General features: G+C 65.3%; 24 protein-coding genes and 1 pseudogene. 12 read left to right on the forward strand and 13 right to left on the reverse strand.

What is annotated here, in order from left to right:
* Nucleotides 1-21: 21 nt before the first annotated feature.
* Complete coding sequence (locus Q0L57_RS05220) at nucleotides 22-894, forward strand: hypothetical protein (protein ID WP_296739048.1); 873 nt, start codon at nucleotides 22-24, stop codon at nucleotides 892-894.
* Nucleotides 895-937: 43 nt separating this feature from the next.
* Here Q0L57_RS05220 and Q0L57_RS05225 read toward each other — a convergent pair.
* The 3 genes and pseudogenes from Q0L57_RS05225 to Q0L57_RS05235 all read right to left on the reverse strand — a co-directional run bounded on the left by Q0L57_RS05225 (nucleotide 938) and on the right by Q0L57_RS05235 (nucleotide 2,354).
* Nucleotides 938-1,493, reverse strand: a pseudogene (locus tag Q0L57_RS05225) (SOS response-associated peptidase family protein).
* A gap of 2 nt (nucleotides 1,494-1,495) precedes the next feature.
* Nucleotides 1,496-1,945: a hypothetical protein gene (locus Q0L57_RS05230; RefSeq protein WP_296739051.1), complete on the reverse strand. Its 450-nt coding sequence runs from the start codon at nucleotides 1,943-1,945 to the stop codon at nucleotides 1,496-1,498.
* Nucleotides 1,946-1,955: 10 nt separating this feature from the next.
* On the reverse strand, nucleotides 1,956-2,354 hold the full coding sequence (locus Q0L57_RS05235; protein WP_296739053.1) for a hypothetical protein: 399 nt from the start codon (nucleotides 2,352-2,354) through the stop codon (nucleotides 1,956-1,958).
* A 202-nt stretch (nucleotides 2,355-2,556) separates the two neighbouring features.
* Between Q0L57_RS05235 and Q0L57_RS05240 the strand changes: the two genes are divergently transcribed.
* On the forward strand, nucleotides 2,557-2,805 hold the full coding sequence (locus tag Q0L57_RS05240; protein ID WP_296739057.1) for a hypothetical protein: 249 nt from the start codon (nucleotides 2,557-2,559) through the stop codon (nucleotides 2,803-2,805).
* 415 nt (nucleotides 2,806-3,220) lie between these two features.
* On the opposite strand, the gene Q0L57_RS05245 is transcribed toward Q0L57_RS05240, so the two are convergent.
* The 6 genes from Q0L57_RS05245 to Q0L57_RS05270 form a co-directional block, all read right to left on the reverse strand.
* A complete protein-coding gene (locus tag Q0L57_RS05245; protein ID WP_296739060.1) occupies nucleotides 3,221-4,381 on the reverse strand; it encodes a hypothetical protein in 1,161 nt (386 codons plus the stop codon).
* A gap of 202 nt (nucleotides 4,382-4,583) precedes the next feature.
* A complete protein-coding gene (locus Q0L57_RS05250) occupies nucleotides 4,584-6,269 on the reverse strand; it encodes a hypothetical protein (RefSeq protein ID WP_296739062.1) in 1,686 nt (561 codons plus the stop codon).
* The gene (locus Q0L57_RS05255; RefSeq protein WP_296739065.1) at nucleotides 6,266-6,952 is read right to left on the reverse strand and encodes a hypothetical protein; all 687 of its coding nucleotides are present in this window, start codon (nucleotides 6,950-6,952) and stop codon (nucleotides 6,266-6,268) included. The genes Q0L57_RS05250 and Q0L57_RS05255 overlap by 4 nt, the downstream gene beginning before the upstream one ends.
* Nucleotides 6,949-7,332 carry a hypothetical protein gene (locus Q0L57_RS05260; protein WP_296739068.1) on the reverse strand — a complete coding sequence of 128 codons (384 nt, stop codon included), beginning with the start codon at nucleotides 7,330-7,332 and terminating at the stop codon, nucleotides 6,949-6,951. The genes Q0L57_RS05255 and Q0L57_RS05260 overlap by 4 nt, the downstream gene beginning before the upstream one ends.
* The gene (locus tag Q0L57_RS05265) at nucleotides 7,333-7,554 is read right to left on the reverse strand and encodes a hypothetical protein (RefSeq protein WP_296739071.1); all 222 of its coding nucleotides are present in this window, start codon (nucleotides 7,552-7,554) and stop codon (nucleotides 7,333-7,335) included.
* Nucleotides 7,551-7,916, reverse strand: a complete 366-nt coding sequence (locus Q0L57_RS05270) for a hypothetical protein (RefSeq protein ID WP_296739072.1) — start codon at nucleotides 7,914-7,916, stop codon at nucleotides 7,551-7,553. The genes Q0L57_RS05265 and Q0L57_RS05270 overlap by 4 nt, the downstream gene beginning before the upstream one ends.
* A gap of 91 nt (nucleotides 7,917-8,007) precedes the next feature.
* Between Q0L57_RS05270 and Q0L57_RS05275 the strand changes: the two genes are divergently transcribed.
* Nucleotides 8,008-8,967: a hypothetical protein gene (locus tag Q0L57_RS05275; RefSeq protein WP_296739075.1), complete on the forward strand. Its 960-nt coding sequence runs from the start codon at nucleotides 8,008-8,010 to the stop codon at nucleotides 8,965-8,967.
* Nucleotides 8,968-9,021: 54 nt separating this feature from the next.
* On the opposite strand, the gene Q0L57_RS05280 is transcribed toward Q0L57_RS05275, so the two are convergent.
* The gene (locus Q0L57_RS05280) at nucleotides 9,022-9,933 is read right to left on the reverse strand and encodes a 3'-5' exonuclease (RefSeq protein WP_296739078.1); all 912 of its coding nucleotides are present in this window, start codon (nucleotides 9,931-9,933) and stop codon (nucleotides 9,022-9,024) included.
* A complete protein-coding gene (acpS, locus tag Q0L57_RS05285; protein WP_366940871.1) occupies nucleotides 9,930-10,412 on the reverse strand; it encodes a holo-ACP synthase in 483 nt (160 codons plus the stop codon). Before acpS ends, Q0L57_RS05280 begins: the two co-directional genes overlap by 4 nt.
* 78 nt (nucleotides 10,413-10,490) lie before the next feature.
* Between acpS and Q0L57_RS05290 the strand changes: the two genes are divergently transcribed.
* From Q0L57_RS05290 to Q0L57_RS05310, 5 genes are read left to right on the forward strand one after another with little or no spacing between them, the layout of a single operon-like run.
* A complete protein-coding gene (locus Q0L57_RS05290; RefSeq protein WP_296739080.1) occupies nucleotides 10,491-10,841 on the forward strand; it encodes a hypothetical protein in 351 nt (116 codons plus the stop codon).
* Nucleotides 10,838-11,185 carry a helix-turn-helix transcriptional regulator gene (locus tag Q0L57_RS05295; RefSeq protein WP_172646891.1) on the forward strand — a complete coding sequence of 116 codons (348 nt, stop codon included), beginning with the start codon at nucleotides 10,838-10,840 and terminating at the stop codon, nucleotides 11,183-11,185. The genes Q0L57_RS05290 and Q0L57_RS05295 overlap by 4 nt, the downstream gene beginning before the upstream one ends.
* Before the next feature lie 3 nt (nucleotides 11,186-11,188).
* Entirely contained in the window at nucleotides 11,189-12,214 is a 1,026-nt protein-coding gene (locus Q0L57_RS05300) for a protease inhibitor I42 family protein (protein ID WP_296739085.1), read from the forward strand.
* A complete protein-coding gene (locus tag Q0L57_RS05305; protein WP_296739088.1) occupies nucleotides 12,211-12,888 on the forward strand; it encodes a C1 family peptidase in 678 nt (225 codons plus the stop codon). The genes Q0L57_RS05300 and Q0L57_RS05305 overlap by 4 nt, the downstream gene beginning before the upstream one ends.
* A 34-nt stretch (nucleotides 12,889-12,922) precedes the next feature.
* Nucleotides 12,923-13,645, forward strand: a complete 723-nt coding sequence (locus Q0L57_RS05310) for a hypothetical protein (RefSeq protein ID WP_296739091.1) — start codon at nucleotides 12,923-12,925, stop codon at nucleotides 13,643-13,645.
* Nucleotides 13,646-13,660: 15 nt separating this feature from the next.
* Here the strand turns inward: Q0L57_RS05310 and Q0L57_RS05315 are convergent, their stop codons facing one another.
* The gene (locus tag Q0L57_RS05315) at nucleotides 13,661-14,341 is read right to left on the reverse strand and encodes a uracil-DNA glycosylase (RefSeq protein ID WP_296739094.1); all 681 of its coding nucleotides are present in this window, start codon (nucleotides 14,339-14,341) and stop codon (nucleotides 13,661-13,663) included.
* Nucleotides 14,338-15,567: a nucleoside triphosphate pyrophosphohydrolase family protein gene (locus tag Q0L57_RS05320; RefSeq protein WP_296739097.1), complete on the reverse strand. Its 1,230-nt coding sequence runs from the start codon at nucleotides 15,565-15,567 to the stop codon at nucleotides 14,338-14,340. The genes Q0L57_RS05315 and Q0L57_RS05320 overlap by 4 nt, the downstream gene beginning before the upstream one ends.
* Nucleotides 15,568-15,680: 113 nt before the next feature.
* Here Q0L57_RS05320 and Q0L57_RS05325 point away from each other — a divergent pair, with 113 nt between their 5' ends.
* From Q0L57_RS05325 to Q0L57_RS05340, 4 genes are all read left to right on the forward strand, one after another.
* Entirely contained in the window at nucleotides 15,681-17,879 is a 2,199-nt protein-coding gene (locus tag Q0L57_RS05325; protein WP_296739099.1) for a metallophosphoesterase, read from the forward strand.
* 91 nt (nucleotides 17,880-17,970) lie between these two features.
* Nucleotides 17,971-19,014 carry a TOPRIM nucleotidyl transferase/hydrolase domain-containing protein gene (locus Q0L57_RS05330; protein ID WP_296739102.1) on the forward strand — a complete coding sequence of 348 codons (1,044 nt, stop codon included), beginning with the start codon at nucleotides 17,971-17,973 and terminating at the stop codon, nucleotides 19,012-19,014.
* A gap of 98 nt (nucleotides 19,015-19,112) precedes the next feature.
* Nucleotides 19,113-20,111 carry a DUF4238 domain-containing protein gene (locus tag Q0L57_RS05335; protein ID WP_296739105.1) on the forward strand — a complete coding sequence of 333 codons (999 nt, stop codon included), beginning with the start codon at nucleotides 19,113-19,115 and terminating at the stop codon, nucleotides 20,109-20,111.
* Between the two features lie 75 nt (nucleotides 20,112-20,186).
* A complete protein-coding gene (locus Q0L57_RS05340) occupies nucleotides 20,187-21,245 on the forward strand; it encodes a GH25 family lysozyme (protein ID WP_296739108.1) in 1,059 nt (352 codons plus the stop codon).

Below are 21,245 nucleotides of genomic sequence, written 5' to 3' on the forward strand. Positions count from 1 at the left end.
AGTAGACGAAGTGGAACGAGCATGACTCGATTCGTGGTCGACACGAACTGCCTGCAGGCGGACGAATTGCGCGGCTATCTGCTGGAATCGCCGCGTAACAAGGTTGTCGTTACGCCGTTCGTCGAGCTCGAGATGCTGAAGGGGGATGCCCCCATAAACGTCATCAGGTCCACGGAGGTCCTGGCGGCGCACATGAAGCAAGTCGTCTTGACTAAAGACCCGCTGGAGGTGGTTCGCATCAAGGGACGCCGAAAGGGTATGAAGAAGCGCCTTTCCGGAGGCAAGAGGACCTCGACCTTTCGCAAGTGGAGTAGGCATACGCGTGCACGCGCCGAACGCGGCGACGCTCGAGCGCTGGGTCACATTGATCGCCGGGCGGCCGGCGCGCGGGCGCAGCTCGCTGACATGCGCGAAAATGCGCAGACACTCCAACAGAACATCGATGAAGCGCGGAAACGCTACTCCAAGGAGGAGCTGGAAGCATTCCGGGCTGACAATTTCACGCCGGCGCTGATCGAGAAGATCCGGGTACACGTCATGGAGATGACGCAACAGTTTTTTGAAAATCATCCGGACAAGCCCGATTGGCCGCCCAGGGACGACGTCTTTCACACCTTCACGTTCCGCTTCGCGTTGTGCGCCCGCCTTCACGCGATCTCCGTCATCGCGAACGGTGTTGCCAAGGACGTGGACAAGCTTCCGAACGACTTCATCGATGTAAGCGTCGCGGCCTATGCGACTTGCTTTGATGGTCTCTTGAGCAAGGACAAGTTGACGCAGGATATCTATCGAAGGGCGCGCCTTCTGCTTGACGAAGAGTTTCTCAAGATGCCCGTGTCACGCGACGAGATTCGAACTGTGGGGCGGGCCGGCGGCGCTCAAGCGCCTCGATAAGAGGTTGCTTGTCGATTTCTCGCGCCGGGGTCGAATAGGTCTATCAGCCCTGGTCTTCCTTCTCGCCGGTCGCGACGATCTTCAATGCGCCGTCCGGCAGCGGCCGTTGCAGCGCCTTGGATTCGTCCCAGGGCGCGCGCATCCAGACGTCGTATTCCTCGGCCGTGGTCAGGATCGTCGGCATCGCTTTCGGATGGACGCGACCGACCTCGGCGTTCGGCTCGCAGGTCAGGAACGCGAAGACGTCCGTCGTGATCTCGCCTTCTCTGGCTTTGCGCACGCTGGTCCAATTCGTCCAGAGACCGGCGAAAGCCAGGAGGGGGCGCGATTCGTCCGGAGCGAACCACACCGGCACCTTCTTGCCGTCGATCGTGTCGTATTCGGAGAACGAGGTGAAGGGTACGAGGCAGCGGTTCGCAGGCTCGAGCCACCGTTTCCAGTGTGCGCTCGCGTCCTTCGGGCGCGTTGCGGACGATCGGCGCGGGGTAGTCCGGAAAGATGCCGGGCATCGACGGCAGATTCCCGAGTTTGTGGTTGAGCGCGCCGAACAGGCGCCGGATCGCTTCGACGTTCTTAGTCATCGAATAGAGATTGCACATGCTCAGGCTTCCGGTGAGGCGTGGCTCGGACGCTGTGCCAGTTGCAGCAGCGTGGCGGGCGACCGGCGACCGGCCTTAGCACATCTGCTGCAGCGGAGCCGGCTGGCGAGGTCGTGCACGAAAGTGGTCGACGGATGAGGCAGGGTGGCCAGGTCGACGTCCCGCCGGGTCTTGCATCGGGCGCACTCGATTTCGAGCCGCGGAAAGCCGCCGTTGATCGCCTGGTCGATCGTCGGCGACGGATCGATAGGGCCGCCGTCGGCCCACATCTTCTCGTTCCAGCTCTCGCCGAGCAGTCTGTCGGCCTGGCGGATGAGCGCGGTCCCTTTGCTGCGGGCTTCCTCCGACCGTCTCGCGAGGATCGTCGTCATCGCGCGCGCCTTGCCGAGTTCCTTCGCGAGTGCCTTGCGATCGCCTCCGGAGAGGGGCGCTGGGTGGTGTCGCGGCGCCATCCGCCGTCGATCAGTCGAAGGCCGGCCAGCAGCCGTCCTCTTCGTGCCTTCCGGTCCGCTGCGGGCAGGTGTCGTCGAGCAGTCGCTGCCCGACGTTCTTCCAGACCGCCCGAGGCCCGAACAGTCGCACGGCATCCGCCGTCTGGACCTCGACGATGCGGCCGCAGCGCGTGCAGGACACGCGGAGCACGTGTCGCCCGATGTCGGACAGCGGTCGCGCCCGGATCGGGGGGCTCCGCGTCCCGCCGTCGGCGGCGGCGTCGTTCAGAAGCGCGGCCCAGTATTCTTCGGGAAGTTCTTCGCCCGGGCCGGCGGGCCGGTCCGCCGGCCCGTTTCTGCCGACGGCCGCGGCCATTCGGTCGAACTGCTTGGGTGTCGGCATACGCCAGCTTGCGGGTCGGTCGTTCATGCCGGTATCAGAACATAACATGAACACAAGTCGAGTCGATTCACACTCGACGGCGGCTACCGCTTTGGTCGCGCAGGTCCGCCCGGTCGGCTTCGGCTCCAATCGGCACCGGCTGCGGCGCATTCCGGCGCCGCCGGCCGGCCTCTTCGATCAGGCCGCCAGGCAGATTCGAAGGATGTAGGCTGGCGCCGCGTCCTCCGCGGTGACGGCGCCACCCTCGATCGGGTCCGACCGCGAAGTTGGGGCGGCGGCCTGCTTCGGGACCGGCGACGACGCCATCCACGCGCGAGCTGATCCGGGCTCCGTGCTGGACCCGCCAGGCTCGGGCGCCGGCGGCCTCGGCCTTCCGGTCGGCGCCGGGCGTGCCATGGTCGTGGTGTCGGTCACCCCCGGTCCGGTGGCCGCCGCCGGCGGGGTCCGATCGCCTGCCGGCCCGTCCCGGCCGGGATGATCGCGTCTGGTCGTCTTCACGCTGGATCGGCGCCGCGGAGCTAAAGCATTGAATTATCGATAGAAAATTTAGCCTTCCCAACCTTCCGGCCAGAGGTTGGTTTTGCCTTTTTCCTGCACCATGATACCTTTTTGGCGCGTTTGAACCCATCTGAACCAGTCCGATCGCGGCTTTTCTCGTCTTTTTTCTCCACGGCGCCCCCCGATTTCTTCACGCCGACTCCCCGATTTTCGGGATTTTCCGGAAAACCCGTCCAAATGTGGCAACAACAAGGCACTCTTTCGCGGCGCCGGTGACCGGGCCTCCGACACGACGACGCGCGCCGGCGGTGCCGGCGCGCGTCCATTTCGCAGGTCGATGCTGATTGGATCGAGGCGGTGGCGCTGCGGCCGAAGGCGTCCTCGACGGGTGGCCGTCACCGCGGCCTGGGACCGCCGTGCAGCACGCCGGCGCGGTGCAAGATGGCGAACATCTGAACCATCGGGAGGGTACACCGGTGTTCGTTGACCAGGAGGTCGTGGAACTGTGCGGGCGTCTGGCCGCGCCGCCTAGTCGCGAACATGGTGGGTGCCTTCTCGGTCCAATAGGCTTCCTCGGCGCGCCGCTCCGGCGTCTTCTCCGTCATTTTGCGATCCCTCTCCCAGTTGGCCATAGTGGTGGTTGCGCAACTGAAGAGGTAGGCGGCCTCGGACCGGCGGATCAGGCCGGCGCGGCGCAGGTCGTAGATGCGGTCGAAATGAAGCTGCTTGAGCTCCATCCGGAGCTCCGTCTTCCTGAACTCCGGCCAGGCGACTTGCGAGAGGGCGATGCAGACCGGATCGGTCGACATCGCCGGGGAGGCCGCGGTCGCGGGGCGGTCCTGCGAGATGCGCAGCCTCTGGGTCGCGGCGGCGAGCGTCATGCCGGGAGCGCGGAGGAAGCGGCCCGCGGGACCCTCCAGGGCGTGGTTGTCCTTCAGCACCGCGCGCAGGCGGTCGTGATCGCGGGCGGCATCTTCGACGTGCTCTCGGTGGACTTCGAGATCGACGGCGCGGTCGCGCTGGCCGCACAGGGCGACCACGGCCGCCCGGTCGTCGTCTTCGCCGTCGAACGATCGGTGGAAGAACTCCAGGCAACGGGTCGGGATTGTCGTTCCCGGTATCCCGCATCGTCGGCCCAACGCGGCGAAGGGCGCCTTGATGGAGCCATGATAGAGTTTGCGGCCCTCGTCGCTTACGAATAGCCACGGTCCCGCGTTCTTGGGCCGCAGTTCGATGTAGCGCTGCACGACCGCGATCGCGATCTCGAGAAGGATCGCGGTCCTCGGTCCGGTCGGCGCCGACACCACCACGTTTCCGGCGTTCCAGTCCGCCAGCAGGATATCGCGCGCCCTCTTGGTGCCGATGCGCGCCGTCGCTGCCAGCACCACCAGCGCGGCGGCCATGGCGCCGACCCGCTTGCCCGCGCCGATCGCGGCCCAGGTTTCCGGCTGCAGAAGGAAGATGATGTCGCCGACCGTGAGCCGCGGGTCCTTGCGCCTGCGCGCCGGGCGCGGCTCGGAGTGTGATCGGCGCGGGGGTTTGCGATGTTTGGGCATCTAGGGTCGTGACCTTCCTTGGGTTGTCGCGAGGGCGGCGAGAGCCGCCGTCACGATGGTGACCTCCTCGCCGATCCGGACCGTGGTCGAGGTTTCCGGCCGCGAGATCCGGCTGCTGTCCTGCGTCACCAGGCGCGGACCGGGCGCATGCGGCCCGGAGCGAGGCGGGAGCAGGGACTTGGACATGGCGGGTTCGGCTACTTCAGAGCGTCGCCGCGAGTTCGGCCATCGCGGCCGAGATCGTGCCGACGATCTCCGCCACGGCGGGTGCGTCGAGCCGGCTGTGCGGGTCGAGCAGTTGGGGGAGGGTGATCGTCGCCGGATCCGGCGGTGCCGGCCGGATTCCGAAGGTCGACTCGGCGTTCTTGAGATTGCGATAAGCCTCGTCCAGCACCCTCTCGGTGGTGCCGAAGAAGAAGGATATCTGGGCGAGCGCGAACCCGGCTTCGTGGTAGATCGTGACGCCGCCGTGCTTCAGCTTGTGGCCGGTCGCCTCGATGCCCACTGCGGCGAAGACCTCGGTGATCAGGTCCTGCACCCTGCTGAGCGGCACCGGGTTGCCCGAGCCGTCGTGGACGACGAAGAAGCCCGCCTCATCGACGTCCTCGGAATTGCGCTTGCCCCTGCGACGGTGCGGGGGACGCTGCGTCCAGTTGTTGGCGACACGCATCCGCTCGTCGTCGGCGAACCAGCTTGCGAACAGATCGCGCAGGACGGGGAGCAGCTGCGACGCTTCGCGCGGTTTTCTGGCGTGCCGTTTGCTTTTGCGGCCGTTGCGGTAGATCCAGCCATGGTCGAGGGAGATCCATCCACGGAAGTTGAGCGGCGCCCAGCCCAGCTTGAGGATCTGCTTGAATCGGGTGCCCGTCAGAAAGTACACGATCAGAAAGCGGATCAGCGGGATGTACCGTTCGTATTCCTCGAACGGCCGCCGCGCGAGCACCTCGCGCCACTCTCCGTCGACGAACACTCTCTCGGTGACGAACTGGGTGCCGTCCCAGATGTAGCCCAGGCAGAACATGATGGCGCGCCGCACCTCCTCCCAGGTGAGGCAGATCTTGTCGGCGGTCTTGGCCACGGGCCTGTCGTATTCGATGCGCACGGCCGGGCGGAATTCCCTCACGAACCATGCCAGCGCGACGTTGAAGATCGACAGGTGACCGAGGATGGTCAGGTCCTGGTAGAGCGCGATGGTCCGGCCTTGGGCGTCCTTGCCGCCGCGCTTCTTGGCCGTCAGCCTCATGTCGTCCATGTAGTCCTGGCCGATGTTCTTGGTCATCTGCCCGACCGTGGTGTCCTCGAGCCACTCGATCAGATGCGTGGCGCAGTTGTTCGCATTGGCGAAGCTGGCCCACGGACTCTTCTCGCCTTCGAGACGGGCCTCGTATTCGCGCAGTTCCTTGGCTTCGGGGCTCACGTTCGAAGGGTCGAGGCGCTCGACGTACATCGTGAGAATGGTCGAGAGGCGGATGTCGCCGGGGGCCTTGAGCACCTGCTGCCGGAAGTGACGTTCCTCGGCGTACTTCGTCAGCGCCTTGGCCGCCGCGGGCGGGCACTTCTCCCGATCCTCGAGATCCTCGGTCGTGAGATCGCCAGCATCCAGTTCGGTGCTTTGCTCGACGCGACGGACGGCGAGATTCTGGCGGACCACGATCACGCGCCTGAGGCTGCCGCCCTCGAGAATGTCCTCGCGCACGGCCAAGTAGGGCACCGGCTCGTCGATCAGGTCCAGTTGCTTGAGCTTTTCGAGCACCTCGATCGCCGCTCTGCCCTCCTCCTCGCCGACCGCGAAGATGGCGCGCGCCAACTCGATCTTGCCGGCCTCGATCTCGCGGTGACCCACCAGCGGGAGATGGGCGTCCTTCGGGACTGCGCGCGGTCGGGTCACGGCTTCACCTTCGGATCGGAGTTGGTCGGGGATTCGTCCGGATCCGACGGCGCCGGATCGGTCTTCGTCCGGAAGATTCCGGCGAAGCTTGCGAGCGATTCCGCCGACAGCAGCGTGCCGCCCACTGTGGGCAACTGGACGAAGTCCCAGTTGCCTGCCAGTCCGCCCAGCGGGGCCGGCAGCCTCATGTCCGAGAAGATCCGCTTCCGGCCGCCGGCGTAGTCGATCGTCGCGAAAAGCGCGGTGCCGCCTTCGCTCCACATGATCTGGACGGGGGTACGCGTCGTGGCGAGGACGCCGCTCTCGGAGGCGCCCAGCCGGCGCAGCAACTCCGCCAGTTCCATCCCCAAGGAGTCGAGCGGAGAGGCTTGACCGCGACCACGACCGACGTCGAGCTGATGCGGCAAGGAGCAGAGCCTGGTGGTGACCCTCACGACGGACGCCGGCCGCTGCTGCCTCCCGGCATGTGCGACGAGGATCATCGCGGCATCGGCCCAGACGGCCGACGCCGGCGGCATCCCCGACTTGGCCTGCGGGATGCATCCGGCTTCGAGCATCGGCTTCATGAAGTTTTCGATTTCAGCGCGAGCGCGTCCGAGCGCGTTGGAGACGCTCGAGCGGAAGACGCTCGAGCGGTAGAGCGCCGCTTGCCGTTCGATTGCCTTTTCGGTGTAGCCTTTCACAGCGTGCTCCCTTCGTTCAGGACGTCGCCCAGGCCGACGAGTGAGGACGGCGGGAACGACACGCGTTTCGCCGCCGGCCAGCAGCCGCCGGCGACCGCTTCATCGACGCCGGGGGAGACGTCGCGGTAGCGCAGGCTCGGAGCCCCGGTGTCGCCGAAGTCGATCTTTCCGTAGAGCGCGACGGCGCCGTCGCTGCACGACACCGAGACGGTGGGCAAGCCCAGGGCCCCGGCACGGGGCAGATGGTGGCGCAGCAGGCTGGCGATCTCGCTGCCGAAGGAGTGAGTGACGGCCGGAGCGTCCGCGCTGGAGTCCGGCGGAATCCTTCGCGTCATGCCGACGATGCGCTCCGCGAAGGCGGCGGTTGCCGTGGGCAGCAATTACTGTCCCGCGACGGCGGCGAGCAGGCGCGCGGCGTCGGCCCAGATGGCGATGTCCGCCGGTATGCCCTGGCCGACCATCGGGATGCGGCCGGCTGCGAGCAGGCGGTGGATGGCGACGTCGACGTCGCTCTGTTCGCAGGCGAGCGCGAAGGAAACGCGCCGCCTGAAATCGGGCGCTCGGTAGAGAGCCGACTGTTCTGAGTTCATGTCCTTGTTCATCGGGAGTCGCGCTCCATGGTGCGCAAGATGCGCTCGACCCGGTCGACGCCGAGCGCGGCGATCAGGGCCTTCGTTTCGGGATGGGTCAGCCAGCGTGCAGAGCCATGCTTGATCGGATGACGGAAGCCGTGCGGCCGGGTGCGGCGGGGCAGGCGAGGAAGCTCGAACGCGAGAGGCGGGGCATTTGCGACCACGGCGGCATGCAGGCGCAGGACCTGCTGCACCAGAGTACGGCCGTCGCCGTGGACGCCGTCGTCCTGACCGGGATCCCGTTCCGGCGCCGCGGAGCCGGCGACGGTGTCGGGCTTCGCGGGGCGCGGTCTCTGGGAGGCGTTTGACGTTTGCGGCTTATGCTGATTCACTGAGTGACCTTCTGATTTAGGCGGATGCAATATGCATCTGCTAAATTAGAATGATAGATTATTGATGTGCTAAGAGTCAACTGGAGGGGCTGTGCCCGCGCCAACACCGTTAACGCCCGGTAAAAATTTCGAAGAGTTCCGGGATGAGCTCACTGCCGCTCGGGACGGCGGTCAGCCGTGGTTCGTGCTCGGAGAGCTCTATTCCCAGGCGCTCGCGACGGCCGCCGATGCCGACCTTCCCGCCCTCCGGACCGCGGCCAGCGAGGCGAGCCGCCTGTCGGGCGGGGTCCTGCGCCGCTACGTCGTGCTGCTGAACCGGCTCCGCGCGATCGCCGCTTCCGAAGGTCTCACCCGCGATGCGCTGCTCTCCCGGGTGTTCAATGCGGCGGAGGTCGCGGCGAGGATCTACGATCTCGATCCGGAAAAGGGGATGACCGCCCTGATGGATCTGAAGGCGGGCGCGGTGACCTTGGAAGCGCTGCGCGGCCGCTTGGCAAAAATCCCGGTGGCGGCCGAACCGGAGAAGGAGCCGGAGCCGAAGCGCAAGGCTCCCTCGCCGCAAAGCGTGGCCCGGGGTTTCGCCGTCGTGCGCAGCCGCGAGCTCAAGGCCGGCTTCATGCTGCAGGCTCTGGAGGCGCGCGCGGCCGAGCTCTGGGCGCCCGACGTCGCGCTGCGTCGTCGTCCGGGCACGCGCTTCTACACGTCGCACCAAGGATTCGAAATTGTCGCGGCGGGCACCCCGGTCCGGCGGCTGGGCGGTGTCGAACTGTTCATTCTGGATGGGCAGGAGGAAAGCGAGCTTCGGTACTTCGAAGGGGTTTTTCCGTCCTATCTGGTGCTGGCGACGTTCTACCCGCGCTTCGACCTCGCGTTCTCTCCCTCGACGCCAGACGCTTCGGTGGCGCGCGCCGTCGATCTGCTCGGCCGCTTCGGCGCGCCGTCGATAGGCGTCCTGAGGGTGACCTCGGACGGCGGGGTAGACGTGTTGGTCGAACCGAAGGGGCCCCCCGTCCCCGACCGGACCGCCAGATACGACGTGCTTACCCAGTGATCGACGTCTTCCCGCCGACGTCCGTCGCCGAAGGACGGACGGCCGCGCGAATTTCTAGATCCGATCGGAAAAGCGCTCGAAGGCGGTGATGCGCCGCATGGGCAGCTCGATCTCGCGCCGAAAAATCTCTTGCCGGAGAAAGGCCAGCTCCGGCTCCACGGCTTCCTGATCGCGGTCGACGTACCACGACTTCGGGCTCGCGCCGCCGTCCCCGTTCCAGCGATATCCGCGCGCCTTGAGCTGGTCTTTGACCGCGAACGGAGAGTTTTCGGCCCAGATCCGCCATGTCGGCCGCCGGGCTGCCTGCAGGAGATGGCTCAACCCGGTCCGCCCCGTCTTCGGCAGCGGTGCGGCGAGCAGTTCGATCGCCGCGAGGCAGTCGGAAGCGGCGCGATGCCGGTCGTAGAAGAACCCGGCGCCCATGGCGAGATAGCCCAGCTTCGTGCCTTCGAATCCTTCGCTGGCCCAGTCGACCTGGCTCATCGAGCAGGCCCAGGCCTTGCCCGCGAATGCTTCGCTGAAACGTTCCAGAAAGCGCCGGTCGAACGAGGCGTTGTGGGCCACGACCAGATCGGCCGGCTCGGCGAAGGCCGCGACCTCGGACGGTTCGACGTGCTTGCCTGCCACGTTTTCTTCGCTGATTCCGGTGAGGGCGGTGATCTCGACGGGTATCGCGCAAGCGGGCTGACGGAGCCGATCGAACGCGTCGCCGATCCGGAAGATGCGGCCGTCGATGCCGTACGTGAAGGGCACCATCGCCAACTCGATGATCTCGTCGCGGTCCGGATCGAGGCCGGTGGTCTCGACGTCGACCAAGAGTCCGTTTCGCTTCGGCGATCCGTCGTCCGTCAGCAGGATCGAGCGCGGAACGAGGCGCCGCAGAACGCGGTATTGCCCGGTCGCGCAGAGCGCTTCCGCCATGGCTTCGTGGTCCGGCAAGTTGTCCGCGGCGACCTGGGCCGTCATCTGCTTTGTCCCTTCTTGAGTGCGCGGCGACCCTTGCCACGTCCGGACGGATTTGTCACTTTTGGTGCCAAATCATGCTTAACCGGCCAAGTCGCCTCGATGACCACGATGGCGACGCACATGCCGCCGGCCGTCGCGAGCGAGACATGCGCGCCGACTTCCGTGCCTTTGGGTGCGAGCCGAAAAGCCCGCCGCAGCGCGCCGCCGGACAGGGCGATCTTGGGCGCACCCGGCCCGTCCCGCGTGATTTCGATGTCGTGCCAGCCGACGCGCCCGGTGATGCCGGTGCCGAGCGCCTTCGCGCACGCCTCCTTGGCGGCGAAGCGGCGCGCGAAGAAGCCGGCGGCATCCCGGCGATTTTTCCCGGCGGCGATCTCGTTTGCGGTGAACAGCCGCTCCAAATACCTGATGCCGCGTCGCTTTATCGCGTCTGCGGTGCGTTCGAGTTCGTGGATGTCCGTCCCAACGCCGATGATCAGAGCTCTCTCCTAAATCGGACAATATATGTTTGATTTTCGGACATTGCATGTTATATTGTTTTTCGGAAGGAGATCGCCATGACAGATACCTCTGCCGGTTCCTCACCCACCAAGGTCGCGCCTGCCTATCCTGCAGCGGGAGTCTCGAGCCTGATGCGTGACGAGCTTCTGAACGCCATCCGCAGCACCTACAGACGGAAGGGTCTGCCGCTGCCGCCCGACGACGCCAGCGTCGTCGCCAAACCCATCGAAATCGATTCGCAGCTTGTCGTCGAGACGCTGCAGGTCCTCGACGACATCCTTCCTTTCAAGGTCACCGAGAGCGTGGTGAAGGCCGGCGGCTACGGTTCGATCGAAGCCGCGGTCGCGCATGTGACGGGCCGCGTCGAGAAGAAGTGGAGCGAGCACCATACCGGAGCGAAGACATGAGCGACGAAGCCGAGCGACGACGGCTGGGCGAACGGTTGCGCCAGGCCCGCGAATACGTCGGCTATTCCCAGGACGAGGCCGCCGCCTTCCTCAAGGTGACGCGCACGGCGGTCACGAACATGGAGAACGGCCAGCGCAAGGTCGAGGCGATCGAATTGAAGCGCCTGGCCGAGTTGTTCAGGCAACCCGTCGGCTACTTCACCGGCGAGGACGAGGCCGCGGCCTCGCTGCCGGCCGATGTCGCCCATCTGGCGCGCGCCGCGGCGAAACTGTCGGCGAAGGACCGCGACGAACTCGCCCGCTTTGCGGAGTTCCTGAAGACGCGGTCGGACAGCGGAGATTGACGCATGGCGAGTTACGAAAGCTCGCTTCGCAAGGCATCGCTGGAGGCGGCGCGCCTTCACCGGGATCTCGCGATCCAGGCCCAGACCGTGCACGGCAACGGGCGGGTCGACGTCTACGGCACGATCGCCAGGCTCGGCGTGCCGCTGATGTTCACCCGCCTCGACGGATTGCTCGGTGCCTACTATCGCGAGCCGGCGCCCGGCATTCTGGTGACGACGCAACGCCCCTCGAGCCAGCAGCGCTACACAGCCGCCCACGAACTCGGCCACCACCATCTCGGACACTCGCCCAGCCTCGATGACGAGAACATCCTGCGCAGGGCGCAGCTCCGTCCGTCTTCGCGGGAGGAACTGCAGGAGGCCGAGGCTGAGGCTTTCGCCGCGGCTTTTCTGTTCCCGAGATGGCTGCTCGATTGGCATTGCGGGCGCCAGAACTGGACGGATTCGGACCTCGCCGATCCGACGAACGCCTACCAGCTCGCCCTGCGCGTGGGGATCAGCTACGAAGCGGCGGTCTGGACGATGCATCAGTACGGCGTTTTTGACCGTGCGATCGCGCGCGCTTTGGCGGACATCAAGCTCAAGTCGGTGAAGCAACACCTGCTCAAGGGGTTCGAACCCGCGGACTTCCGCGAGACCGACGTCTGGCTGGTCACCGAGCGCGACGCCGATTGCCGCCTCGACGGCGGTCCCAAGGACCTCTTCGTGGTGAAGCTCACCGAGCACAGCGGTTCCGGCTATCTGTGGCGGATCGACGCCATCGACGGCGAGGCGCTCGCCGTGGTGGCGGACGGTCGGGAGGCGATCGGTGTCGACGAGATCGGCGGCCCTAGCATGCGGCTCATCACGACCGCCGCGCAGGACCGGCGGGCGGGGGAGTTGCGGCTGGCCGAAGCGCGTCCGTGGCAGCCCGGCGTGCCTCTCAACACCTTCGCCGTCCGATACGACCTGTCGGGCGCCGAGCGGCAGGGCTGGTATCGCGATCAGCGGAAGCAGCACCGCCTGGATCTGGAGGCCAAGGCGGCGTGAGCGATATCGTACCTGAGATCGACCTGCGAGCGAACTTCGGACCGGCCCGCGATCAGGGCGCCAGGCCGACCTGCCTCGCCTTCGCCGCGAGCGATGCCCATGCGGCACTGCTCGGACCTTGGCGTCCGCTGTCCTGCGAATTCGCGTTCTATCACGCGCAGCGCCGCGCCGGTCGGCCGCCATCCTCCGGAGCGATCCTGCCGGCGATGCTGCAGGCGTTGCAGCACGACGGCCAGCCGCTCGAGAGCGAGTGGCCGTACCTGGGCGGATTGCCCGCAGACCCCGGCGGCTACGGGCCGCCGACAGTCAAGCAGGTGTTCCGCCGGCGTGGCGAGACGGGTTCTCAAGACTACGACGAGATCGTGCGACGCCTTCGCACCGGCGAGACGCCGGTCGTGCTGCTCACCATCTCCGATCCCTTCTATATGCCGGACGCCGCCGGTGTCGTGGACGGCGTCGGCGGCGACGATCCGGTGCGGCGGCATGCCGTGGTCGCGGTCGGTTATGGCCGCATCGGTGCGGAGGACGCGATACTGGTTCGCAACAGCTGGGGCACCGATTGGGGGCTCCATGGTCACGCCTGGCTACCCAGATCCTATCTCGCGCCGCGCATCACTTGCGTGGCCGTACTCACGGAGGTAGCGGATGTTCCCGCCCCGAATATCGCAGCCTGATTGTGCATCCGCCTGGCTGGAGGCTTCGCGCGTCGTGCACGCGCTTTCCAAGCACGAAGGCCACCACGTCGTGATCGACGTCGCCGACCCGGTCGCGATGTCCTCGGCCGCGACCGCGGTCGTGGGGCAGGTCGACGCCTATCTCGGACAGCACAGCGCCAGTGGGTTTCTGGTCAGGACGGTCGCCAACACGATCTTTCCGCAGGCCACCTACGACCGGCACGGCGCTCCCGCATTCTACGACGTCTACATGCGGCAGGTCTTTCCGCGGCTGAAGAGGTCGTCGAAGGATTGGGGACGCTACTTCGAGCGGATGATCGCGTTCCCTGGCGAGGACGGACCGGTCAATCTTCTCGACGACATGGTGGAGAAGATGAAGCGCAACGTGGCCAAGGACTCGACCTACCGCAACATCTACGAACTCCCGATCTACAATCCGCTGAAGGATGCGAAGGGGTCGCCGCGGGGCGGGCAGTGCCTCAGCTTCATGAGCTTCAAGCTCGACAAGGACCACCGGCTGCTGCTGTCGGCGGTCTATCGGAACCACTACTATACCGAGAAGCTGCTGGGAAACCTGATCGGGCTCGGACGGCTGATGTCCTTCGTCGCGGCGGAAGCGGGCGTCCGTGTCGGCCCCCTGTCGGTGCTGTCCACCCATGCGGAAGTGGACACCGCCGGAGGGAGCCGCGACGAGCTCAAGGCCCTGCACGCGCATTGCGCCGCGCTGCTCGCGGACGAGGCGACGATCGCGGCCTGATCTTCCGCCGGTGCCCTAGAACAGAGAGGCCTGCGCCGTTCGCGGCGCCGCGCTGATGCCGTAGTGCGCCTCCATGCCCGAAATGAACTCCGCCTGTCCGCCGTAGCTCGGATGGCGGACCTTCTGGGCGGGGATGTCGAGATCGTCGAGCGCGATCTGCGCGTCACGACCTATGGCGACGAGCGACTTGGGCTGAAGTGCCTCGAGCAACCAGATCAGAAGCGGCCTGCACGCCAGACGCTCCGCACGGGTGTGGCATCTGTTGGACATGGCATCGTCGGCCTCATGGGGATGGAACGGAAATACGTTCCACAGGAAGACCGGCCGACCCAGGCTTCGGAGCACCTGCCAGATCGTGGTCGCGGTGCGCTCCGCGACGACCGGGCCGCGCGTGGCGCGGGCCAACGGAAGATCTCCGTACAAGCCGCCATGCGCGGGCAGGTGCACTTCGTCGGTCAGCGCCAGTCCGGTCCGCCTTCCGCCGCGGTAACCGAGGTCGCGGGCGATCCAGAAGGAGTCCACCCCGGAGGTCAGCGCGGCTTCGAGCACCAGCGTGAGATTGCGGCGTCTGATCGCGGGCGCATTCGCCCCATCGTGATCCCCGCACGCGTCGGAATAAGGGTTAAAGACGTCGTCGAACTGGCTGTCGGCGAGGCGACGGACGAAGCGTTGGGCGGCGCGGCGATGATCGGTCACTTCGGAGCCTCGAATTCGATGGTGCGTTCGACGAGGTCGATGGTGACCGCGCCGCCACGGTGATATCTCAATTCCCTGAAAATTCGGAAACCTCCGAGAATCGCGCGTTCCCACTGCCAAAGCGGTCGTGCCTCGACTTCGTAGCCGCGTACCAATTCGTGGACGGCCTTCAATAGCCCGTAGTCGAGGCTGTCGACGTTGCGGAAATCGTTGTTTCGGACGCCGTGGCCGAAGATCCAGGTCGAAATGCCTTCTTCGACGATGATGGCGCGGGCGCCGTCCTCGTTCTCGTCGACTTCCGGCCTGCTCTTGCGCTTCAGCTTGAGAAGCGCGCGAAGGGTCGGCGACCAGCCGAGGATCGCGGCGTATGCGAGATGGAAGACGTCATGGAAGCGGTAGTCGTCGGGCTCCAGGCGATTGTCGGTGAGGCGGCTGCCGACGTTGACCCCGTTCAGTTGTTGGACCACGTATGGCCGACCGTCGACGGTGCGTTCGGTGAACACCATCGTGAGCCGCCGCGGAAGCTGCTCCTCGACGGGATAGTCAGCGTCGAAAAGCGGCCCCCAATCGGCATTGTCGGGCCACCGGCCGAGCGTCTTGACGATGTTTCGCCGCGCGGCTTCGTCCAGGCTGACTTCGGCGTCCTCGGCGGCGGCGAGCAGAGCGCGGAAGATCTCGACCAGATCCGCCGACAGCACGTCCCGATTATCTGCGATGCGGCCGCTGCTCCAATCCTCCATCAGGCGCCCCACCTTGCCCGCCAGGGCCAGCAGGCGGTGCTCCACGGCGCCGGAGAAGGTCGCTCCGCCGAACGCCTGGTTCGGCGGCTGCAACTCCACGAAGGTGAGCGCGCCCGTCCTGCCGCGGTAGTCCCAGTCGTCGAGCTTGGCCGGCGTCCGCTGCGCGATCACCGAAAGCGGTAGCTCCGCGCGCAGCGCGGCGTTTGCGAAGTACCATAGGGTATCCCCGAGCTCTTCGAGGACGACGTCGTGGTAGGCGACGAAGGCATCCTTGTCCCGCTGCTTCTTCTTCAGCGCGCTGAGCAGTCCGCCGACCTCGCCGAACAGCCCGAGCAGCACGAATCCGAGGCCCTCGGTGCCCGGCTTGGCGTTCCGGTCGGTCCTGGTCGTGAACTGCTGATATTCGTCGAGCCCCAAGGGGGCGTCGGCATCCTCGAAAAGCGATCCCTGGCGGCGGAGCAACGAAGGGCCGACCGCGCCGCTCACGTCGGGCCCTCTTCGGTCGGGGTCATCGCTCGGCATCTCCGCTTTGACGGGACATCGGTTTTCGGCGCGCCTTCGGTTGTGTGTCCTTCGACAGCCTTGCTATAGTTGAATCGATGTCAAATCGCGCGATTTTTCTTCATCTCACCGACGCTCACGTCTCCGAAGCCGGCGTTCCCCTCGAGAGGGACGACCGGAAGGTCGTCATTCCGGGCGTCGCGCCTGGTCGGCGCGAGGAAGCCCTGGACCAGTTGTTGGCGCGTTTGGCGGAAAATCTCAAGGAAGAAGGGCGGCCTGTGGATGCCCTGATCTTCTCCGGCGACGCGCAGCACCAAGGCGCGGCCGGCGGCCACGAACTGGTCTTCGAACTGCTGATGAAGCATCTCGGACCGGTCGGCGTGACGCCCGGACGCATCGTGGCCACGCCCGGCAATCACGACGTGCCTCGCGACACGCTGCCCGGAAGCGCGGAGCGTTACGCCGATTTCTGCCGGGTGTGGTCCGACGCGGGGTGTATCGTGCCCTGGCTCGACGGCATCGACTCATGGCCCTTGCCTCGGGACGGGATGGACCGGCACCGGCTGCTGGCCGCCGACCGGAGTTGGGCGATCTTTCCGATCAACACCAGCAACTGGTCGCACGTCAGTTCGGTTTTGCCCGAACCTTTGAGGGAGGTCTGGGACGCGATTCCGGACGAGATGGCGAAGGGCGACGCCGAGCGCGCGTCCCGGCTACGTGACCAGCTTCAGTCGCTGGCGCGCTACGACATGGCACGCGTGTCGGAACGGCAGCTCGAGACGCTCCGTGCGATCGTTGCCGACACCGCGGTCCCGAGCCGCGGCCGTCAGTTGCGGATGGCAGCGATGCACCATCACCTTCGTTCGCCCTCGCTCCGGGAAGAGCTGAAGCCGTTCGCGGACATGTCGAACCTCGAACAGGTGCGGGCCTTCCTGCGGGATAGCGGCATGGACGTCGTGGTTCACGGTCACAAACACGAATATGCGGCCTACTTCGACCACATCTACGACTATGACGGCGAGGAAGCCCGTCGCACCTTGGTCGTCTCGGGCGCCACGTTCGACGCGGGGCGCGAAAAGGAAGCGATGCGGCTCCTTACGGTCGAAGGCGTACCCCACACGCCGGAAGTCACGATCCGACCGCTCCCGTTGCCGCGCGCCGGCGCGAAGTGGCAGCCGGGCCAGCCCATCGTGCGACGTCTCTGGATCCAGAAGAGCAGATCCGCGGACCCGGTGGCCGTCGTTCCGACCGCGCCAATCACCGTCGAAGGGTCCGACATCGACGAGGTGTACGTAAGAGCCTGCGCCGCCGCGAGCTCGGATGCGTCTCGGGGCATTTTGATCGTCCATCTCGAACTACCGGACGACGACGGTTCGAAATTGCCGTTGCCGGCGGGATATCCGCTTCCCGAGGCGATGGGGGACGATGAGCGCGGCGAGTGGCTCCGCGATCTGGTGGATTGGTGGCAACGGGACCGGTCTCAACTCGAGCACCGGATTCCCTACATTCACGGCGCGCGTCTGCGCCGATACGGCGGGAAGATCGATCAGATCAAGCGCATCATCGATCTGCTGAAGGAGAAGGAGAGTACGCGGGCGGTCGCCGTGCTCGTCGATCCGTTCAGGGACTTCAGCCCGGCACCGGCAAAGGAAGAGTTTGCCTCGTTCTGCCTCGTCGAATTTCGTCGTCGCACCGGAGACGGCGGTGCGATCGTGGTGGATGCGATCGCGTTCTACCGGGCGCAGGAGTTCGCGCGCTGGTGGCCGATCAACGTCGCGGAGCTCAGGCTTCTGCAACGGGAGATTGGCGTGGCTTGCGGTTTCAGGCCCGGCCGGATCACGACGGTCGCCGCCGACGCACGGACCATCGCCCGGTCGCCCACCCAGGTTGCGATGCCGCTCATCGACCGACTCCTCGATCAGGCGCCCGAGAAGCTACACCTTCTGGCCGACGCCCTGGTGCGCCGATCGGTCCGGAACGACCGCCAAAGGGCCGCGGTGGCGAGCTGGCGGGAGGCTCTCGGCGAGCTTCGCATTGCGGCCAACGCCACTTACAACACCGACGGCATTCCGATCGCCATCGAAGGATTGCGGGCGTTGGCCGCGTATGTGGAGGTGGGAGCCGATGCCGCCGACACGAAAGCCGCGGCCATCGTGACGACGCTGCGGGATCTGGCCGATCAAAACGAAGGATACGAACGCTCCAAACGGGAGCCGGAGGACTTCAAGCGGTGGTCGCGCGGCGCCCTGCAGCGCGTCGCGGAGCTCGAAGCGGTTACCGAAGAGCGCACCAGATGAGGCGGCAGCATCATTCTTGCGGAAGGCGCTGCGCCCATCCCGGGGGAGTTGCGACCACCGTCGATCGGAGCTTACTCGGACGATGACCGGCTTGGGCGAGATCAAGGAAGAATACGGAAGGCTCGCACGTCTGCCTCCGGATGCCGATCGCGCCGCCAAGCAGCGCCGTGGCTACGATTTCGAACGTTTGTTGAATGCGCTATTCTTGGTCGAACGTCTCGACCCGCGGACCAGTTTCAAGCCGGACGGCGAGCAGATCGACGGCTCGATTCATCTCGATGGTCGCATCTATCTTGTCGAGGCCAAGTGGCACGCGGAGCCATTGCCGGCATCGACCCTTTATCAGTTCAAAGGCAAGGTCGACGGTAAGCTCGCCGGTACGATCGGGTTGTTCATTTCCATGTCCGGATACGCGGAGCAGGCCGTGGATGCCCTGGTCCTGGGCAAGGCTCTCAATATCGTCCTGTTCGACCGCCGCGACATGGACGCGGCGATCAACCGTAGGAGCGGCTTCGCGAATATCTTGAAGCTCAAGCTCCGCAAGGCGGCCGAGGAAGGCGTCATCTATTTCCCGACCGAAGGTGAGCTTGTCACGGCCGAGAAATCGCAGGTCGTCGAAATCGACGACCTGCCTTTCGATCAGGCCTCGGGCGGCGCTCCGAGACCGCGGCCCACCGAGGTCCCCGCCACCGACCTTCTGATCGTTTGCGAAGGCGAGACGGACCGCGTCGTGCTCGCGACCTTGGCCGAACGCATACTGCGCGACGAAGGCTCGAGCCGTTCGATCAAAATCGTCGTCGCGATGGGCAAGGTGACCATCCCCAGCGTGGCCAATGCGGTCCATAGCTCGCTTCGTCCGCAGACCAGGATGCTGATCGTGTTAGACGGAGACAACGATGTGGCCCGGACGACCGAGTTGCTGCAGAAGGGCCTCCAATTCGCCGATTGGATCTCCATCGTCCCCAACCCGTCGATCGAAGTGTGGCTTGACGTCGATCCGAGCGCGTCGCGCAAGCGATCGGCGCAATCGCGCATCGAAACGGCCCGCCAGGTCGCCGAGAGGCTGGACATATCGGCCCTTCGAGCGAAAGACGAGCAATTCGCGAAGTTCTACGGCGCCATTCTAGGAGCCTGACCCGCTGCGGCGATGCGGTTCTCGTCGTCAAGAGACCACCGCTCTGCCGACAACGGGAAGAAGGGACGGCTCGCGGCGCCTGGAACGGAAGGCTCACGATGGCTAGGGAGGCAAACGCAAAGATACAGCACTATGTGCCGCAGTATTATCTGCGCGGCTTCGTGAACGAGAGAAAGCAACTCTATGTCGTCGATCGTCCGCGCGCCAAGTTCTTCCGCGTGCCCACGAACAAGGTCGCCGGCGAACTCTATTTCAATCTGGTCACGATCGGTGGGGTCAATCCGTTCGCGGTCGAGGAGGCTCTCTCCGAACTGGAAGGCAAGATCGCTCCGGTTCTCGAAAAGGTCATATCGACCCGTTCGCTGGGAGACGAAAGCGATCGCAACGCGATCATGAATCTCATCGCTTCCGTCACGTTGCGCAATCCGAAGCAGCGGGCTGCGGTCGGCGAGATCTACCGCGGCGCGGGCCAACTCGCAGCGGGCGCGGGTTTGGAGACGAAGGAGAGGTATGCGGAGTTCGTCGCCGCGATGGAAGCGGAAGGACTTCCTGCGCCGGCGTATGAGGAAATGAAAGGGTGGTTCGAAAAGGAGCCGGAATTGTTCAAGCCTCCGGCGCCGGCAAAGGAGTTCAACATTCTGGTCGAGCTCGAGTGGCACGATCCCCTTGTGAAGCTCTACGAAGGCAGGAAATGGCAGATGCTGGTCGCCGCCGACGACTCGGGAGGCTTCGTCACAAGCGATCATCCGGTCTGCTTGAGATGGATGGATGGCCAGGATCACGGCGAGACCTCTCCGGGCTTCGCCGTGCCCGGCACCGAGGTGATTTTCCCGCTATCGCAGAGACTCGCGCTCCTCGGTCGTTTCGAGGGCGAGGAGAGCGTCGTCCCGGCCGACAAGGAGACGGTCGCCGGGATCAACAGCCTGCTCATCGGCAACTGTCACCATCAGGTCTACGGGCGGGATGCGTTGTTCAGCTACAGGCGTGGCCCGAAGAGCGAGGTCTGCAGCGGCGCTCATCTCGACAAGGACGAAGCCTTCCTGGCAAGTGGAAGGGATGCCGAGAGCGGCAAAGTCGTAGCGTTCAGAAGCGAATAGGGAAGTCGCGCGCTGCGCGATCGTGCCGGTTTCGGCGTTCCGGCGAAAAAACCCGGCCTGCACGTTGCCCGCCCGTTGCATTTTAAGTACGATACAACCTCATTTCAGAGGGAAGCAATCGTGTTTATGGATTTTCATCGTCCGCACGGGCGGACCCGTACGTTCATCGTCGTATTTTCGGTCCTTTTCGGCATCGGCGCGCCGATTGCGTCGGCTCAGGAAGCGAAGACGCCGCTGACCACCGACGCGTCGCGCGGCGAGCTCTTCGAACTCATGGGACAGATCGTCGAAGCGCAGACCCCGCCCGGAGAGTTCAGCCAGTTCGCCTTTCGGGCCAATTTCCGCTTCGCCCACGACGCCCTGTGGCGCAATCCCGTGCTCGACGAGGATCCGCGCTCGAACCAGATCTTCGGCATCGATATTTCGCATCACTTGACCGACAAATGTAAGTGCAAGGTCGATTGGGCCTTGCTCGCCGATCAGAAGGTCGCGTTTGCCTATCTCAAGGCCACGCAGGGCGTCAGCTACTACGACCGCTCGTTCGAACCCAATCTCGAGGGCATTCGGGCGCTTCCGGCCGGTAAAAAGGTCGACGTGGGCGCCTTTCACTTCCTTTCCGCCGACGGATCCGGCGAGGACCAGGCGAAGAACTTCCTCGATGTCGTCGGTTCGAAGTTGGGCAAGGACGATCTCACGCCTTCGCTGGACGTGGAATGGGACGTTCGCACCGACGCATCGGGGAAGCTCATTCTCGGACCCGATGGAAAGGCGAAGGATTTTTGGGAAGGTACCGACGGGAGCGTGATCCTTGGCCGTGTTCTCGCGTGGCTGAAAGCGGTTCAGACGCAGACGAAGAAGGTGCCGATCGTGTACACGAACGCGCTCTGGTGGAGGGAACGCATTGGCAAGGCCGGTACGATCGAGCAGTCGCTGTCTCAATATCGGGTTTGGATCAGCGATTTGTCCTCGAAGGGACTGAAGGTCGAAGCACCGTACAACTACAAGGATAAATGGCATCTTTGGCAGTTCAGCTTCACGGCGACGGCCGAAAAGGGAGGCCTACCTCCGGGTCACGCGGTCGACGCCGATGTCTTCGACGGTGATGCCGCGTCGTTCGCCAGCTTGCTCAAGTAG

The sequence above is a fragment of the Mesorhizobium sp. genome, assembly GCF_024509055.1.
Lineage (GTDB): Bacteria > Pseudomonadota > Alphaproteobacteria > Rhizobiales > Rhizobiaceae > Mesorhizobium.